At 67.3% G+C, this 17,623-nt stretch carries 7 protein-coding genes; 1 reads left to right on the top strand and 6 read right to left on the bottom strand.

Annotated features, from left to right (window positions below; translation table 11 throughout):
- Window positions 1–81: 81 nt before the first annotated feature.
- The 6 genes from OHB12_RS03190 to OHB12_RS03165 form a co-directional block, all read right to left on the bottom strand.
- Window positions 82–1,650: a GMC family oxidoreductase gene (locus OHB12_RS03190; protein WP_327115980.1), complete on the bottom strand. Its 1,569-nt coding sequence runs from the start codon at window positions 1,648–1,650 to the stop codon at window positions 82–84.
- A gap of 137 nt (window positions 1,651–1,787) precedes the next feature.
- Window positions 1,788–1,988 carry a ferredoxin gene (locus tag OHB12_RS03185; RefSeq protein ID WP_327115978.1) on the bottom strand — a complete coding sequence of 67 codons (201 nt, stop codon included), beginning with the start codon at window positions 1,986–1,988 and terminating at the stop codon, window positions 1,788–1,790.
- Complete coding sequence (locus OHB12_RS03180; protein WP_327115976.1) at window positions 1,985–3,226, bottom strand: cytochrome P450; 1,242 nt, start codon at window positions 3,224–3,226, stop codon at window positions 1,985–1,987. The genes OHB12_RS03185 and OHB12_RS03180 overlap by 4 nt, the downstream gene beginning before the upstream one ends.
- Before the next feature lie 72 nt (window positions 3,227–3,298).
- Complete coding sequence (locus OHB12_RS03175) at window positions 3,299–5,665, bottom strand: excinuclease ABC subunit UvrA (RefSeq protein WP_327115974.1); 2,367 nt, start codon at window positions 5,663–5,665, stop codon at window positions 3,299–3,301.
- Between the two features lie 387 nt (window positions 5,666–6,052).
- Window positions 6,053–6,463 (bottom strand): VOC family protein, encoded by a 411-nt coding sequence (locus tag OHB12_RS03170; RefSeq protein WP_327115972.1) that lies wholly within the window; start codon window positions 6,461–6,463, stop codon window positions 6,053–6,055.
- A gap of 5 nt (window positions 6,464–6,468) precedes the next feature.
- Window positions 6,469–6,918, bottom strand: a complete 450-nt coding sequence (locus OHB12_RS03165) for a helix-turn-helix transcriptional regulator (protein ID WP_327115970.1) — start codon at window positions 6,916–6,918, stop codon at window positions 6,469–6,471.
- A gap of 218 nt (window positions 6,919–7,136) precedes the next feature.
- Between OHB12_RS03165 and OHB12_RS03160 the strand changes: the two genes are divergently transcribed.
- Window positions 7,137–17,132 carry a non-ribosomal peptide synthetase gene (locus OHB12_RS03160; protein ID WP_327115968.1) on the top strand — a complete coding sequence of 3,332 codons (9,996 nt, stop codon included), beginning with the start codon at window positions 7,137–7,139 and terminating at the stop codon, window positions 17,130–17,132.
- The last annotated feature ends 491 nt before the right edge of the window (window positions 17,133–17,623 follow it).

Here is a 17,623-nt window from a genome sequence, read left to right as displayed (position 1 = left end):
GTCATCGGTGGCGGGAGGCCGGGCTCACCACCGCCCGCGGGCCCGTCACACCGCTTCGCCGCCCCGGACTGGTCGGGATAGTCATGTCTGTGCCGTTTCCTGTCCCGAATGCTCGGTCCGGCCGGCGAACGTGCTCTTGATGAAGTCCGCACACCTTTCGGCGATCATCATCGTGGTGGTGTTGGTGGGCACACCGACGATCGTCGGCATGACCGACGCGTCGGCGACGTACAGCGCATCGAGCCCGTGAACCTTGCAGTCCTGTCCCACAACCGCCCACGGACTGCCCGCGTCGCCCATCGATGCCGTGCCCACCGCATGCGCGTATGTGTTCTTCGCTTCCAGGACGGCCTGCGTCAGTTGACCAGTGGTAACGACCGCCGGCCCCGGCCACAACTCGTCGCTGACGTACTTCGCGAGCGGCCCGGAGTTCATCACCTGCCGCGTGAGTTCGACGCCCTGCACCAAACGGCGCAGATCCTCTGGATGATGCAGGAGATTGAGCAGGATCCGCGGGTCTGTGCGGGGATCAGCAGATCTGATCTCGGTATGGCCGATCGAGTATGGGCGAACCAGTCCGACGGCGACAAGAATCGAACCAGGCTCCAGGGTGAAGGGGATCACGTGGAGGTCGATGTCTGTTGAACCGTCCGGCCCTGCCGCACTCGTCGTCAAGACGACCTCCAATGGCGGCAGGAGTTCGCCGATGGCCTCCGCATCACCGGCATAGGTCATATACACCAAGGGATGATCGCGGAGATTGCGCCCAACGCCTTCCAGCGGCACTTCAACCGGGATGTCGAGCTGCTCGAGCACCTCAGCCGGCCCGATTCCGGATCGCATCAGGATCGACGGCGTACCGATCGATCCCGCACACAGCACCACCAGATCCGCATCTATGCGCTCGCCGTCGGCGAGCAAGACCGCACGCGGTCGTCCGTCCACAATCGCGAGCCGGTCGACATCAGCGCCGCCACGTATCGTGAGATTCTTGCGGCCGCGGGCAGCCGCGAGGTAAGTCACTGCGCTGCTCTGCCTGATTCCGTCCTTCTGGTTCAACGGGATCGGGCCGACGCCGAGCTGGCTTTCACCGTTGAGATCGTCGACTACCTGGTAGCCGAGGCTGACCGCCGATTCGACAAAGGCCGCCATGAACGGCCTCAGTCCGTCCCCTTCGCTCCATCGCTTTATCGGGACAGGTCCGTCGATGCCATGCAGCGGACCGCCGACCGGATCGTTTTCGAGTCGCTTCAGATGCGGCAGGACCTCGTCCCAGGACCACTTGTCCAAGCCAAGGCCTACCCACTGTTCGAAATCGCGCCGGGTCGGGCGCAGCGCGTTCGTGGCGTTGACCGAGGATGATCCACCCATCACCTTGCCTCGCAGAACCGGAAGTACCCCCTGCTCGACGATGGCGAAGGTAGGCGCATCGGCGGAGCCTGGGATGTGGTCGTCCGATACGTAGCCCCAGTCGTGTGACGTGAACCCGAAAGTGAAGGCGTCCTTCACGTTCTCGTGGAGATCGGCGAGCGTGGGATAGTCGGGCCCCGCTTCGATGAGCACGACTTCGTTGTCTTCGTCCTCGGACAGCCGCGCGGCCATGACACAACCACCGGAGCCGCCTCCGACTACCACTATGCGTCTTTTCATTTTGTGTCTCCTCGATGGGCGTCTGTCGCTGATGTGGTCATTCGGTGGCGCAGGCTGACGTGGATTCGCGCGTCATAGCGCGGCGGCCGAGAGCATCGACTGCCCGGCCGTTTTCCACCCGCGGCCAGATCGGCGAGTCACCGAGCGCTCAAGGTGATGGCCCCCTCGGGGCAGGTCCCTTCCGCGTCGGCGGCCGCCCCGACCTGGCTGTCGGGCACCTCGATCGTCTGATCCCGTATCGTGACGTAGCCCTCCTCGTCACAGGCAAGCAGGTCCGGAGCCGCCGAATAACAGCGACCGTGCCCGGTGCAGCTCGTGCCGTCGACCGTGATTCTCACAACTTCACCTCCCAGGCCAGCGGAAGCCGAGTCAGGGTCATCATCGCGCCGCCGCCGCGCTCGGTCAGCACGTCGTCGCCCGCGATGTGGAAGTCCGGGATCACTCGCAACCACTCCTCGACCGCGAGCTGCAGCTCGCGCCGCGCGAGATGGGAGCCAAGGCAGCGGTGGGGGCCGTTGGCGAAGCCCATGTGTTGATTGCGCTGGCGATCGATGACGAACTCGCCCGCCCGGTCGTACGCCCGCGGATCTCGGTTCGCCCCGGAGACGAGCGCGTAGACCATATCGCCCCGCTTCAGCTGAACGCCGTGAAACTCGATGTCCCGCGTCACCTTTCGACCGTCGCCGAAGACGATGGTGTACAAGCGCAGGGCCTCCTCCACCGCGGACGGGATCAGCTCTGGCTCTTCGATCAACTGTCGGCGATGCTCGGGGTGCGTCGCCAGGTGCCGGAACAGATAGCCGAGCGTGCCGCGTGTCGTGTCGAGCCCGGCCAGCACGAGCACCGTGAGCATGTCGAGCATCTCGGCGTCGGCGAGCGGACGATCATCGAAGGTCGAGTGCAGCAGGTGCGTGGCAAGATCGCCCTGGCGAGGCACCGGATCGGCGCGTCGCTCGGCCAAGGCGGCGACCCAGTACTCGCGGATACCGTCGAGCGCCTTCCCCATCGGCTCCAGACCGGCGGGGTCGCCGCTGAATCCGCCGAAGAAGTCCTCGACCCACGGCACGAAGAGGTCCGCGTCGGAAGGATCGATGCCGATCACGCTGAGGAATGCCTCGGTGGGAAAGCGCAGGGCGAACTCGCCGACGAAGTTGGACTCACCGGTGGGGGCCACATCCTGGACGAGTCGGCGGCAAAGGCCGCGCATTGTCGCCTCCGCCTCGTCGATCGCGTGCGGCGAGAACCACGCGTTCACGATCCGGCGGTACTTGATGTGGTCAGGTGCGTCGATCTGGGTAGGGACGAAGCGATAGATCGGGTCCGGCTGCCAGGGCGTGATCGACTCGCTCGAGAACAGCTGCGGCGATTTGTAGATGTCGCGCACCGCGTCGTGGCGGGTGAACACCCAGTAGCCCTGTGCGAACGTATTGAAATAGACCGGGCTTGTCTCCCGCAGTTCGTCCGCCAGCTCCCAATGGCAGCCCGCCGTCTGCGAGGGAGCGAAGTCGCGATGCAACACCGGACATCCGCCCAGGTCTCGCTCGGGCGTCTCTGAATTACTTGCGGTTTGCGTCATGGCGTCGTCTCCTCGTCGGGATCGACGTCAGCATACTGAACTGATTTCAGTTTTACTAGCAAATCGCAAAGGTCAGGTGCCTATGTAGGCCGCCAGATGCTGGCCGGTGAGGGTGGAGCGGTCGGCGACGAGGTCGGCGGGGGTGCCCTCGAAGACGATCCGACCGCCGTCGTGGCCTGCGCCGGGGCCGAGGTCGATAATCCAATCGGCGTGCGCCATGACCGCCTGGTGGTGCTCGATGACGATGACCGACTTGCCTGAGTCGACGAGCCGGTCGAGCAGGCCGAGTAGCTGCTCGACGTCGGCGAGATGCAGGCCGGTGGTCGGCTCGTCGAGGATGTAGACGCCGCCCTTCTCGGCCATGTGGGTGGCCAGCTTGAGCCGCTGCCGCTCGCCGCCGGACAGCGTAGTGAGCGGCTGGCCGAGGCTGAGGTAGCCGAGCCCGACGTCGGCGAGCCGGTCGAGGATGGCGTGCGCGGCCGGAATGCGCGCCTCGCCGGCGCCGAAGAACTCCTCGGCCTCAGTCACCGACATCGCGAGCACCTCGCTGATGTCGCGCCCGCCGAGGTGATAGTCCAGCACCGATGCCTGGAATCGCTTCCCCTCGCACTCCTCGCAGGTGGTGGCGACGCCTGCCATCATCGCAAGGTCGGTGTAGACGACACCGGCGCCATTGCAGTTGGGGCATGCGCCCTCGGAGTTGGCGCTGAACAGCGCCGGCTTCACACCATTGGCCTTCGCGAACGCCTTCCGGATCGGGTCGAGCAGTCCGGTGTACGTCGCAGGGTTGCTCCGTCTCGAGCCGCGGATCGCTCCCTGGTCGATCGACACCACACCCGCGCCGGCGGGGATCGACCCGTGCACGAGCGAGCTCTTGCCGGAGCCCGCGACGCCGGTGATGACGACAAGCACCCCGAGCGGGACGTCGACATCGACATCGCGCAGGTTGTTCGCCGTTGCGCCGCGGATCTCCAGCGTGCTGGTGGGCTTCCGCACCGTCTCCGCGAGGGCGGCCCGGTCGTCGAAATGGCGGCCGGTGACGGTGCCGCTGGCCCGCAGTCCCTCGATGGTGCCCTCGAAGCAGATGGTGCCGCCCGCCGTACCGGCGCCGGGGCCGAGGTCGACGACGTGGTCGGCGATCGCGATCGCCTCCGGCTTGTGCTCCACGACGAGCACCGTGTTGCCCTTGTCACGCAGCCGCAGCAGCAGCTCGTTCATCCGCTGGATGTCATGCGGGTGCAGGCCGATGGTTGGCTCGTCGAAGACGTAGGTGACGTCGGTGAGCGAGGAGCCGAGGTGGCGAATCATCTTGACGCGCTGCGCCTCGCCGCCCGACAGCGTGCCCGACGGCCGGTCGAGCGAGAGGTAGCCCAGCCCGATCTCCACGAACGAGTCGAGGGTGTGCCGCAGCGCGGCGAGTAGCGGCGCCACCGACGGCTCATCGAGGCCGCTGACCCAGTCGGCCAGGTCGCTGATCTGCATCGCACAGGCTTCGGCGATGTCGATCCCCTTGATCTTCGACGACCGGGCGGCCTCGCTGAGCCGGGTGCCGGCGCACTCGGGGCAGGTGGTGAACGTGACCGCCCGGTCCACGAACGCCCGGATATGCGGCTGCATCGCCTCTTTGTCCTTGGCGAGCATCGACTTCTGAACCCGCGGGATCAGCCCCTCATAGGTCATGTTGATGCCCGCGATCTTCATCCTGGTCGGCTCGCGGTAGAGGAAGTCGTGGAGCTCCTTCTTGGTGTACTTGCGTATCGGCTTGTTCGGGTCGACGAAGCCCGACTCCTGGTAGAGCCGCATGTTCCAGCCGCCCGCGTTGTAGCCGGGGATGGTGATCGCACCCTCGGCGAGCGACTTGGAGTCGTCGAAGAGCTGGGCGAGGTCGATATCGGACACCGCGCCCCGGCCCTCGCAGCGCGGACACATGCCGCCGGTAATACTGAAGCTGCGACGCTCCTTCACTGTCCGTCCGGCGCGCTCCACGGTGACCGCACCCGCTCCACTGATCGAGGCGACATTGAAGGAGAACGCCTGGGGCGAGCCGATGTGCGGCTGCCCGAGTCGGCTGAAGAGGATGCGCAGCATCGCGTTGGCGTCGGTGGCGGTGCCGACCGTGGAGCGGGGGTCGGCACCCATCCGCTGCTGGTCGACGATGATCGCGGTCGTCAGCCCGTCGAGTACGTCGACTTCGGGCCGGGCCAGCGTCGGCATGAAGCCCTGCACAAAGGCGCTGTAGGTCTCGTTGATCAGCCGCTGCGACTCCGCGGCGATCGTGCCGAACACCAGGGAGCTCTTCCCCGAGCCGGAGACGCCGGTGAACACCGTCAGCCGGCGCTTCGGGATCTCGATGCTGACGTCCTGGAGGTTGTTCACGCGCGCGCCGTGCACGCGGATCAGGTCGTGGCTGTCGGCAACGTGCAGCGCGGGCGACTGCATGCCTTCTCTCCTGGCCGTGCTCATCGTGTCTCCATCTGTAACGCGGGACCGCCGTCGCGGTCTCCGTCGGCATCGCTCGGCTCGATCTAACCAGCATCGAGCAGTACGTCTGGTTCTCCTTCACTTCCGCCCGCCGAGCCTCTAGCCCCGGCCACACGGCGCGCCCGCCGAGGCGCCGGACCAACCAGCGGCCGTCGAGCATCAGCTCGCGGTCGGGCGGCTCGTTCACCTCGCGCCAGGCCTGGATGCGGCGCGGGGAGATACGGAGGTACGGGGTAGCCGGCGCAGGCGGGTCGAAGCCGGCGCGCGCGGTGAACCGGACCTGTGTCGTGCGCGGGCTACCGCGCGGCGCCGTCTGCGCAGGTCATGGTCGCGATCGCCGGACGCTCAGCGCAGCTCCTGGATGCGGATCAGGTTGCCCGCGGGATCGCGGACGGCGCAGTCGCGAACCCCATACGGCTGCTCGGTCGGCTCCTGGACGACGTCGGCGTCGCCGGCCTGCAGCCGCTCGAAGGTGCCGTCGAGGTCCTTGGTGGCCAGGAGGATGCCGGCGTAGGTGCCCTTGGCCATCATCTCGACGACGGTGCGGCGCTCGTCGTCCGTGATGCCGGGGTCGACGGCCGGCGGGTGCAGGACGATGGAGGTGCCGGGCTGGTCGGCGGGGCCGACCGTGAGCCAGCGCATCCCGTTGTATCCGACATCGTTGCGGACCTCGAAGCCGAGGGTGTCGCGGTAGAAGGCCAGGGCGGCGTCAGGGTCGTCGTGCGGGAGGAAGCTCGAGTGAATGGTGATGTCCATAGCGATCAGGCTAGTTGCGGCTCGGTAACCGACGCTTCTCGATTCCTGATCGGTCTGGTCACCTGTTTCGCGATGCAGGACGGCATCTCCGCAGGCGCGAGCGCCGCTTGGCGACGGTAAGTGCTGGGCGGCATACCGACCAGCTCGGTGAAGCGAGTGCTGAAGGTGCCCAGCGACGCGCAGCCGACCGCGAAGCAGACCTCGGTAACGCTCAGGTCGCCACGACGCAGCAGCGCCATCGCGCGCTCGATGCGCCGCGTCATCAGGTACCCGTACGGCGACTCGCCGTAGGCGCGCCGGAACTGGCGGCTGAGGTGCCCGGCCGACATGTGCGCGTCCCGGGCGAGCGCCTCGACGTCCAGCGGCTGCACGTACTCCCGGTCGATCCGGTCGCGGACGCGGCGCAACCGCGCGAGGTCGCGCAGGCGCTGCGCCGAGGCGGGTCTGCTGGTCACACGTAAGATCGTACGTCCCCCGGAGTCGCCTCAGCGCCTTCCACGCGTCGACTTCGGCGACCCGAATCCCGAAATGTTCGGGTCGCGCAGTGTTGGCAATTCAGCTTCGGCGCGCGCCGTGCCAGCTCAGAATGAAACTTGGCACCACCACAATGCAGTAGTTAACTTGTGGTAACCACCCAGGATGGCTACGGCGCGGTCAGGATGAAGGTCTTGTCATGCAACAGTCTTCCGCTCCACCGACCGACACCGGTATCGATTTGTCCGACGGCGCGTTCCCGCTGTCGGCAGCGCAACGCGGAATCTGGTTTGCCCAGCACATCGCGGGCGATATCCCGATCTCCATCGCCCAGTACGTCGACCTGGTCGGACCGATCGACCTCGACCAGCTGGCACCGGCAGTACGCCAGGCCGGACGAGAGTTCGGCACCGGCTATCTCCGCCTGATCGAAATCGATGGCCATCCATTCCAGTGTGTCGACACCACCCTGGACGACAGTGCGCGCATCGTCGACTTCCGGTGTGAGCCCGACCCGGTGGCCGCCGCGCACGCCTGGATGCGCGACGAATACTCGGCACCCCTTGATCCGATGAGCGATCGGCTGGTCTGCGTCGTGATGCTGCGGATCGCCAACGACCGCTGGTTCTTGTACTGGCGGATTCATCACATCGTGCTCGACGGCATGGGCGTGTCGACCATGGCGCGGCGCACCGGCGAGCTCTACACCGCGTCGGTCGAGGGAAGGCGGCCTCCCGCCGCGCAAGCCGAGGACCTCAGGAAGATCGTCGACGCCGATCTGGCGTACCGCAGCTCCGACCGCTTCGTGGCAGACCGGGAGTACTGGCTCCGGCACCTAGACGGGATGGCCGACCCAGTGAGCCTCGCAGGCCGCACCGCCGATGTCGACGCGCACCCGAGCCGCGTCGAGAGCGCGCTGGCTCAGGACGTGGCGCAGTTGCTGGAGACGGTCGCGAAAGCGGCCTCGTCCGGTGTGGCGCCCACGGTGGTCGCCGCGTTCGGCGCCTATCTCGCCGCGGCGACCGGTGCGCCAGAGGTGGTATTGAGCCTGCCGGTCTCTGCTCGCACGACGGCAACCATGCGGCGCTCCGGCGGCATGATCGCCAACGTCGTTCCGCTGCGACTCACCCTGGATCCGACCACGACCGTCTGCGAGGTGATCAGGGCCGCGCAGGGCGAGCTGACCGGTGCGCTGCGGCGGCAGCGCTACCGTCAGGAGGACATCTTCCGCGACCTCGGCTGGCCGATGGACGAGGTCGCGTCGTTCGGTCCTTCGGTGAACCTGATGATGGTGGACACCAGGGTCCAGCTCGGCGCGGTCACGGGACGAGCCCATGTGCTGACCGCCGGGCTGATCGACGACCTGTACGTCAATCTGTATCCCGGTGTGGGCGGGGAGAGCACCCACATCGATTTCCAGGGCAACGCAAACCTGTACGGCGACACCGAATTGGCCGCGCACCACAGCCGGTTCCTGCGATTTCTGCGCCGGTTCCTCGCTGCCGGACCGGACGCGGCGCTGTCGACGGTACCTATCGTGTCCGACGACGAGCTGGCCGAGCTGGCACCGGCACGTGGACCGGCGGGTGTCGTGCCCCGGACGCTGCCCGAAATCCTCACCGCCGGTGCTGAACTCGACCCTGATGCGATCGCTGTTCGCAGCGGCGCCACCTGTCTGACCTACCGCAGGGCCGACGAATACACCAACCGCCTCGCGCGCGTACTGATCGCCTCAGGTGCCGGGCCGGAACGCAGTGTGGCGATATCGATTCCACGCTCGGTCGAGTCCGAACTCGCGATGCTCGCGGTGGCCAAGACGGGCGCCGCCTTCGTCCCGATCGATCCAACCTATCCCGCCGACCGGATCCAGCACATGGTCCGCGACAGCGGGGTCGTCGGCGGCGTGACCGTGGCGGCCGCGCGAAAGTCACTGCCGGACCAGGTGAACTGGCTGATCCTCGATGAGGAGGCGACCGGCCGGAGCATCGCCGAACAGGACGCGGCACCGGTCGACGACACCGCGCGGCATGCCACGGTGCACCTGGATCAGGTCGCATACATCATCTACACCTCGGGATCGACCGGATTGCCCAAAGGCGTGCTGGTCTCGCACCGGGGATTGGCAAATCTGGTCGCAAGCTCCGGTCGCCGGTTCGGCATCTGTGCTGATTCCGTGATGGCACACGCCGTTTCGCCGAGTTTCGACATCTCGATCGAGGAGATCCTGGTCACCTTCGCCGCCGGTGCGACGCTCGCTGTCGTCCCGCCGTCGGCATACGCGGGCGAAGAGATGGCGGAAGTCCTACGCGCGCATCACGTCACCCACCTCAACGTCACGCCGGCCGTCGTGGAATCTCTCGACCCGGCGACACTACCCGACCTGCGCACCGTCATTGTCGGTGGCGACGTCTGCCCAACCGAGCTGGTGGCAAAGTGGTCCGGCCGTGTTCTTCTCAACGGATACGGGCCCACCGAAACCACCGTCACGGTGACGTTGAGCGACGCGTTGACACCAGCTGCGCCGGTCACCATCGGTGGCCTCGTCCGGGGCGCCTCCGCGGTTGTGCTCGATCCATGGTTGCGACCAGTGGCTCCGGGCACCATCGGTGAGCTGTACCTCGCCGGTGCCGGCGTGGCGCGCGGCTACCATCAGCGCAACGGCCTCACCGCAGGCCGATTCGTCGCGAACCCGTACGCGTACGGCGAGCGGATGTACCGCACCGGAGACCTGGTGCGCTGGACCAAGAGCTCCGGCACGTTGGAGCTGGACTACCAGGGACGCAGCGACTTCCAGGTGAAGGTGCGCGGCTTCCGCATCGAGCTCGGTGAGATCGACGCCGCGCTGCTACGGCACCCGGACATCGACTTCGCGGTCACCCTCGGCGCCCAGACCGATTCCGGTGCCACCGCGCTGGCGTCCTACGTGCTGCCCCGGCCGGGTGCGGAGGTGCATCCGGAAGCACTGAAAGCGGCTGCCGGTGAATCGCTTCCGTCCTACATGGTGCCCGCCGCGATCGTGGTGCTGGACAGCATTCCGCTGACACCCCTGGGCAAGGTGGATCGCAAGGCGCTGCCCGAACCGGATTTCGGTGCCAACGCGCTCATGAGCCGAACTCCCTCGACTCCGCGCGAGGAGGCGCTGGCCGCGTTGTTCGCCGAGGTTCTCGGGCTGGACTCGGTGGGCGTCGACGAGAGCTTCTTCGCACTCGGTGGCGACAGCATCGTGTCCATCCAACTGGTCTCGAGGGCGAAGATCGCCGGGATCGGCTTCAGCGCACGAGATGTGTTCGAGCGCAAGACCGTTGCTGCGCTGGCGGCGGTGGCCACCGAGGTGGGTGCCCCGGTGGTTCACGAGCTGCCCGGCGGCGGCGTCGGTCCCGTCGACCTCACGCCGATCGTGCACGCGATGCTGGACCAGGGACGTGCTTGGCGCCGGTTCAGCCAGGCCGTCTTGATCGGTCTCCCGGCGGGCGTCGACCGCGCCCGGCTCGTCGCGGCAGTGCAGGCACTCCTCGACCACCACGACCTGCTGCGCTGCTCTTTGCGGAACTCCGAACACGGCTGGGAATGGGTTGTCGCCGAATCCGGTTCGGTCGACGCAGACGCCTTGGTGCACATCGTGACGACGAGTCCCGACGTGCACCAGACCTGCGAAGACGAATTGCAGCGCGCCGCCGACCTGCTCGACCCCGAGACTGGAATCGTCGCGCGCTTCGTACTGATCGAACGAGCGGACGCCGCTCCCCTGTGCTGGCTCGTGCTGCATCACCTCGTGACCGACGGCGTCTCATGGCGCAACCTGCTGCCGGATCTGGCGACCGCAGCCATGGGCGGCGCCCTCGCTCCGGTCGGCACCTCGTTCCGACGTTGGGCACACGGACAGCTCGAGCACGCGGCCGGACGCGGCGCGGAACTGCCGGTCTGGCAACACATCCTCACCACGCCCGATCCGCCGATCGGCACGGGAGCCCTGAATCCGGCCGTCGACGTCGTCGCCACGATGGCGACCTGGCAGACCACCATCGCGTCGGACGTCGCGGACACCGTACTCACCACAGTGCCGGACCGATTCCACTGCCACGCCGACGATGTGCTGCTAGCCGCGCTCGCGATGGCGGTGAGCCGCTGGCGCGGCCGAAGATCATCGCTGTTCACGCTGGAGGGCCACGGGCGCGCGGAGGCCATCCTGCCCGGCGCCGACGTCGCGCGCACGGTGGGCTGGTTCACCAGCGTGTATCCGGTCGCCGTCGATCTGACAGGCATCGACCTCGTCGACGCGTTCGCCGGCGGCCCCGCGGCGGGCGCCGCGATCAAGACCACAAAGGAACAGCTGCGGGCGGTGCCGGACAAGGGCATCGGCTTCGGCATGCTGCGCTACCTGAACGCCGACACCATCGATGCGCTCGTGGACGCGCCGACCCCACAGCTCAGCTTCAACTATCTGGGCCGGTCCGCAACCGGCGGCGAAACCGCAGCCTGGCTGCCGCAACGCTTCGCGGCAACGCAGGACGACCGAGCGCCGTTGGCCGCGGTCGTCGACATCGTCGCCGTGCTGACCGACACCGGCTTGGAAGTGACCTGGGCCTACGCTTCCCGTCTGCTCGATGCCGCCGACGTCGGAGACCTCGCCGAACTCTGGGCGGACGCGCTGCGGGCTCTGGCCGACCACGCCAGGACCACGGGCGCAGGCGGGCGCACACCGTCCGACTTCGACCTCGTCCCGGTGACCCAGCGGCAGATCGAAACGTGGGAGCGCACCTATCCGAATCTCGTTGACATATGGCCGCTCTCACCACTGCAGTACGGCCTGTTCTTCCACGCGCGGTACGACCCCGACACCGCCGACGGCTACACGGTGCAGTCGCTGCTCACCCTGGCCGGCACCGTCGACGCCGCGCGATTACGCACCGCCGCAGAGGTAGTGGTGGCACGGCACGACAACCTGCGGGGCGCCTTCGTGGAGACCGACGACGGGCCCCGCCAACTCGTCCTGACCGACGCCGACATCCGCTGGCAGGAGATCGACCTGACCGGAGTCGCCGATGCCGAGGAACGGCAGCGGGAGCTCGACCGGGTGATCGCCCTAGACGCGAGTACCCGATTCGAGCTGACCCGTCCACCGCTGGTGCGCTGCACACTCGTCCGTACCGCCCCGGACCGGTTCCGGTTCGTGCTGACCAATCATCACCTTGTGCTGGACGGCTGGTCGACCCCGCTGTTGGTGCGCGAGTTGCTGACACTGTATGTCACCTCGGGCGACGCCTCCGCGCTGCCGCCCACGCACTCCTACCGCGAGTTTTTGTCCTGGCTACGCGAGCAAGACCATGCCGCGTCGGCCACCGCATGGGCGCAATCCCTCGCCGGCGTCGACACCCCGACACGGGCGGTCCCGTCACTCGGCGGGATGGGGCCGATCGAGACCGGGGTGGTGTCCGCCGACCTGCCCCGCGACACGGCCGACCGATTGGAAACGGTCGCGCGCGATTCCGGCACCACGACCAACACGATCGTGCAGGCCGGCTGGGCGATGCTGCTGGCCATGCTCACCGGCCGAACCGATGTGGTGTTCGGCGCAACGGTGTCCGGCAGGCCACCGGAACTGGCCGGTGTCGAAGAAATGATCGGGCTGTTCATCAATACGGTGCCGGTGCGCGTGCGGCTCGATCCCGCCGAGAAGGTGGTCGACCTGCTGGCCCGCCTGCAGGGCGAGCAGGCGCGGCTGATGGACCACCAGCATGTCGGGCTCGCCGCCATCCATCAGGTCGTTGGCCTCGCCGAATTGTTCGACACGCTCACCGTTTTCGAGTCCTACCCGATCGACCGGGAAGCGTTGTCGCAGCCGCTCGACATCGCGGGCATGCGGGTGCTCGACGTCGAAGGCTCCGATGCCACGCCCTATCCGTTGAACCTCATGGTTGTTCCACTCCGCGGCAGCGATGGGAACCACACACTCCGGATCACCCTGAAGTTCCTGGCCGCCCAGCTGGATCCCACGGCAGCCCGGCCTATGCTCGATCGCTTCATCCAGCTGCTGACGCAGCTCGCCGACAACCCGCGCGCCCTCGTGTCCCAGCTGCGGTACTGCGGCGACGCGGAACGCGCCGCCCTGCTGCCGGTTCGTGGACCGGAAGCCGTGCCGCCCCGAACCCTGCCCGAGATCCTCTGCGCAGGAGCGCAGATCGACCGCGACGCCATCGCGGTGAGCGCGGGCGAGCTGACGATGTCCTACGGCGAACTCGACGCCTGGTCCAACCGCCTCGCCCGGGTCCTGCTGCGCCGGGGTGTCCGGCGGGAGGTGTCCGTCGTGCTTGCCCTCACTCGATCGCTGGAATCGGTGGTGGCGGTGTGGGCACTGGCCAAGACGGGCGCGGCCTTCGCCCCACTGGATCCCCGGTATCCGGTCGAGCGGATCGAGTACATGCTCACCGACTCCGAGGCGCCGATCGGGGTGACGGTCACGGTGATCGGCGAGACGCTGCCGGACACCATCGACTGGCTGCTGCTGGATGACCCCGACACGATCCGCCGGGTTATGACGGTCTCCGATGCGCCCATCACCGACGAGGAGCGCGGCGGCCCTATCCATATCGACCAGACGGCCTACCTGATCTACACCTCGGGCTCCACCGGCAAGCCGAAGGCTGTGCTGCTCAGCCATCGCGGTGTGGCGAATCTGGTCGCGGCCCAACAGGAGTCACTCGCGCTGGATCCGACGGCGAGCGCGCTGCATGTCGCCTCACCGAGCTTCGATGCGTCGGTCTTCGAGCTGCTGACCGCGCACGGGGCGGGCGGCAGGCTCGTGGTCGCGCCACCGGATGTCTACGGTGGCGCCGACCTGGATCGGCTTCTGCGTACCGAACGGGTGACACACGCGGCGGTCACGCCGTCGGCGCTGGCCACGATGGAACCGACCGGCCTCGACCACCTGCGCGTGCTCGCTGTCGAGGGCGAGGCCGCGACACCGGAACTGATCGAGCGGTGGTCGACCGGGCGGCGAATCGTGAACCTGTACGGTCCGACCGAGTTCAGCATCTGGGCGACCGGGCCCGCGGAACTCGCTGCGGACGAACCGATCACCATCGGCGGGCCGATCCGCGGTGCCGCCGGTATGGTGCTCGACACCTGGCTGCGCCCGGTGCCGGTCGACGTCGCCGGTGAACTGTACCTGGCCGGTCCCGCGCTCGCACGCGGCTACTTCAACCGATTCGAGATGACCGCGGGACGATTCGTCGCCGACCCCTACGGCGAGCCGGGTGAGCGGATGTACCGCACCGGCGACATGGTGCGCTGGGTCACCGGGCACGACGGCGCGTACGAGCTGGAGTACCTGGGCCGCAGCGACTCCCAGGTCAAGATCCGCGGCCTGCGGATCGAACTCGGCGAGATAGATACCGTGCTGTCCCGCGATGAACAGGTCGAATATGCGGTGACGATCGGCCGCACCGGACCGGCGGGAGCGACCGTGCCGGTGTCATATGTACTGCCCGCCGAGGGCGTCCAGCTCGATGTCGCACACGTGCGCGCCGTCGCGGCCGACACCCTGCCCGCGTACATGGTCCCGTCCGCCTTCGTCGTGCTGGATGCGATCCCGCTCAACGCGGTCGGCAAGCTCGACCGGGCAGCGTTGCCGACACCGGAATTCACGGCCGAGCAGACCGAGTACAGAGCACCCTCGACACCGACCGAGGAAACTCTCGCCGCCATCTACGCGGAGCTGCTTGGTCTCGACAAGGTCGGCGCCGACGATTCCTTCTTCGCCCTCGGCGGCGACAGCATCATCGCCATCCAGCTCGTGTCCAGAGCAAGGCAGCAGGGCATCAACTGCACCCCGCTACAGGTGTTCGAGCACCGCGCCGTGGCCGCACTGGCCGCGGCCGCCGACGCCGGGAGCGCTGTGACAGTGCTCGACGAGCTGCCCGGTGGCGGCGTCGGCGAGCTACCCCTTCCGCCGATCGTGCGCTACCTGCTGGAGCGCGGTGGCAATTTCGACCGCTGCGCGCAAACCGTTGTGCTGGAGCTTCCGATCGGCATCGAACGGCCACAGATCATCGCCACGCTGGCGGCCATCATCGACCGCCATGACATGCTGCGCGCGCGGCTGTCCGAGTCCGAGGACCGCGAACCTCGCCTGTGGGTGGACGCACCGGGCTCGGTCGACGTGGACGCGCTGGTGCACCGCACCGAGTTCGACATCGCCGCTGACACCACCGAGCTCCGTGAGCTCGCCGTGACCGAGCTGGATTCCGCAACGAATCGGCTGGATCCCGCGAACGGCGTTGTACTGCAATTTGTCTGGCTCGACCCGGTAGGCGACGGTGATGCCGGGACCGAGACGGGCCGACTGATCGTAGTGGCGCACCACCTCGTGATCGACGGCGTCTCATGGCGCATCGTGGTACCCGACCTCGTCGCCGCCTGGGCACAGGTGTCCGTCGGTGACACGCCGGTCCTCGCCGAGACGGGCACGTCGATGCGACGATGGTCGCACTTCCTCACCGATGAATCACGTTCGCAGCAACGGGTTTCCGAACTCGAATACTGGCAGAACGTCATCGCGGGCCCGGACCCGCTGATCGGTCCCCGGGAGCTGGACCCGGCGATCGATCAGGCGCGTATCTTGCGCACTGTCGAACGGGAGGTGTCCGAAAAGGCCACTACCGCACTGCTCACCACGCTCCCCCACCTCTTACATGGCGTCGTCGACGACGCCATACTCGCCACACTGGCGCTGGCCCTGCTGCGCTGGCGGGCCAGGCGTGACGTTGCCGAGGACACGGTGCTGGTGCGACTGGAAGGCCATGGCAGACACGAGGAAGTGATCCCCGGCGCCCTGTCTCGGACCGTCGGCTGGTTCACCAGCGTCTATCCGGTGCGGCTCGACCTCAGCGGCATCGATGTCGATGATGCACTCGCCGGCGGTCCGGACATGGGTGCGGCGATCCGCGCGGTGAAGCATCAACTGCTCGCGGTGCCGGACCAGGGTATCGGGTTCGGCCTCTTGCGTTACCTGAATCCCGCGACCGCAGCGGCACTTCCGAAACGCCCACCCGGCCGGATCAGCTTCACCTACCTCGGGCGGTCCTCGATCGGCGACATCTCGACCGAGCTCGAAGGCCTCGACTGGCTGCCCACCGACGAGTTCGGCGACCTACACCCCGCCGAACATCCTGACGTGCCAGTGCAATCGGCGATCGACGTCAACGCCATGCTCGTCGGCGACCGGTTGCGGGCGAGTTTCGGCTTCCCCGAAACACTGCTGCACCACGACGAGGTGGCCGAACTGGCCGAACTGTGGGTCGACGCGCTCGACGCGGCGGCCCGCTTCGCCCGGACTCCGGCCGCGCAGACCGCCGCGGCCGACGAGGCCGCAACCCTCGCCGCGGCATCGTCGCCCGATGCCGTACCCGGCGGACTCGGGCTCGACGTAGTGTTGCCGATCCGGCTCGGCGGCACCGAGCCGGCGCTGTTCTGCATCCACCCGTCGTCCGGATTATCGTGGACCTACCTGGGATTGGCGGATGCGTTGGCACCGGACAGGCCGATCTATGGACTGCAGGCCCCGGATCTGGGCGGCTACGAAGCACCGGCACGCTCGATCGAGGAGTTCGCCGATCGGTACGTCCGCGAGATTCGCGTGATACAGCCCACCGGGCCGTACCACCTGCTCGGGTGGTCGTTCGGCGGACTCATCGCGCACGCGATCGCGGCGAAGCTGAAGGATGCCGGCGACACCGTCGGCGTCCTCGCGCTGCTCGACGCCGACACCGCTGACGTCGACGGTGACAGCATCGAGTGGCTCAGCGCGGGCGCCTTCGTCCATACCTTCGGCCCGCTCTTCGGGATCCACGATGTGCCTGCCGAGGCGTCCGCACAGGAGGCCGCCGATCTGATCCGTGCACGGCTGGGCGGTGTTTCGCTGATCGATGCAGGCATCATCGAGCGAATGGCCCGGTCGTACAACGCGGGGGCGCAGACCAGAACGGGATACCGGCGTCCCGTATTCGACGGTGACATCGTGTATTTCAGCGCGACCGTCGACACCTCCGACATCTTCGGTCCGGCCGGCTGGCGGCGCTATGTGACCGGCGAAATCGTCACCCACGACGTCGACGTCACCCACGACGAACTGACCGCACCACACGTGCTGCCGATCATCGCGCGCGTACTCGACGAACATTTGGGAGGTCGAGCATGAGTTCCCTCTCAGCTCGGCGTGCCCGGACCAGATGAGAGCGGGTGGCGAACGGTGGTGGGAAGCGTATGAGCTGTGCGGTGAGTTGCTTCCGACGTGAACAACCCCACCTCACCCGTCGGGAACAGCTCGACCCATCCAACCTGGCAGACGGGATCGTCGGTACCCCGCCGCGGTATACCTTCACTCACCCCACCGACACCTGCCGGAACCCATGGTTGATCATTGCCTGATCGATCGTGAGACCGGACGGTATCGTGCATGGTGTGATGTCGGACCGGGGGATCGAATTCAAGCCGGATAAGGAAGATGAGATTCGTCGTAGGCGGGAGCCCGTTGACCTGACGTGTCCGTGGTGTGAACGGCGACGGACCTACATCGGTGTTCTCGGGTTCATCACCGGACATACCGGCCTTATGTCCGATCATCCGAGTGAGTGGGGCCAGCAGATTGTCAAGCAGCACGCCTACCGATGCGATCAGTGCGGCTCCATC

Source organism: Nocardia sp. NBC_01730 (genome assembly GCF_035920445.1).
Taxonomy (GTDB): Bacteria; Actinomycetota; Actinomycetes; order Mycobacteriales; family Mycobacteriaceae; genus Nocardia.
Note: the sequence above shows the minus strand (reverse complement) of the source record. Positions and strands in the feature narration are given on the sequence as shown.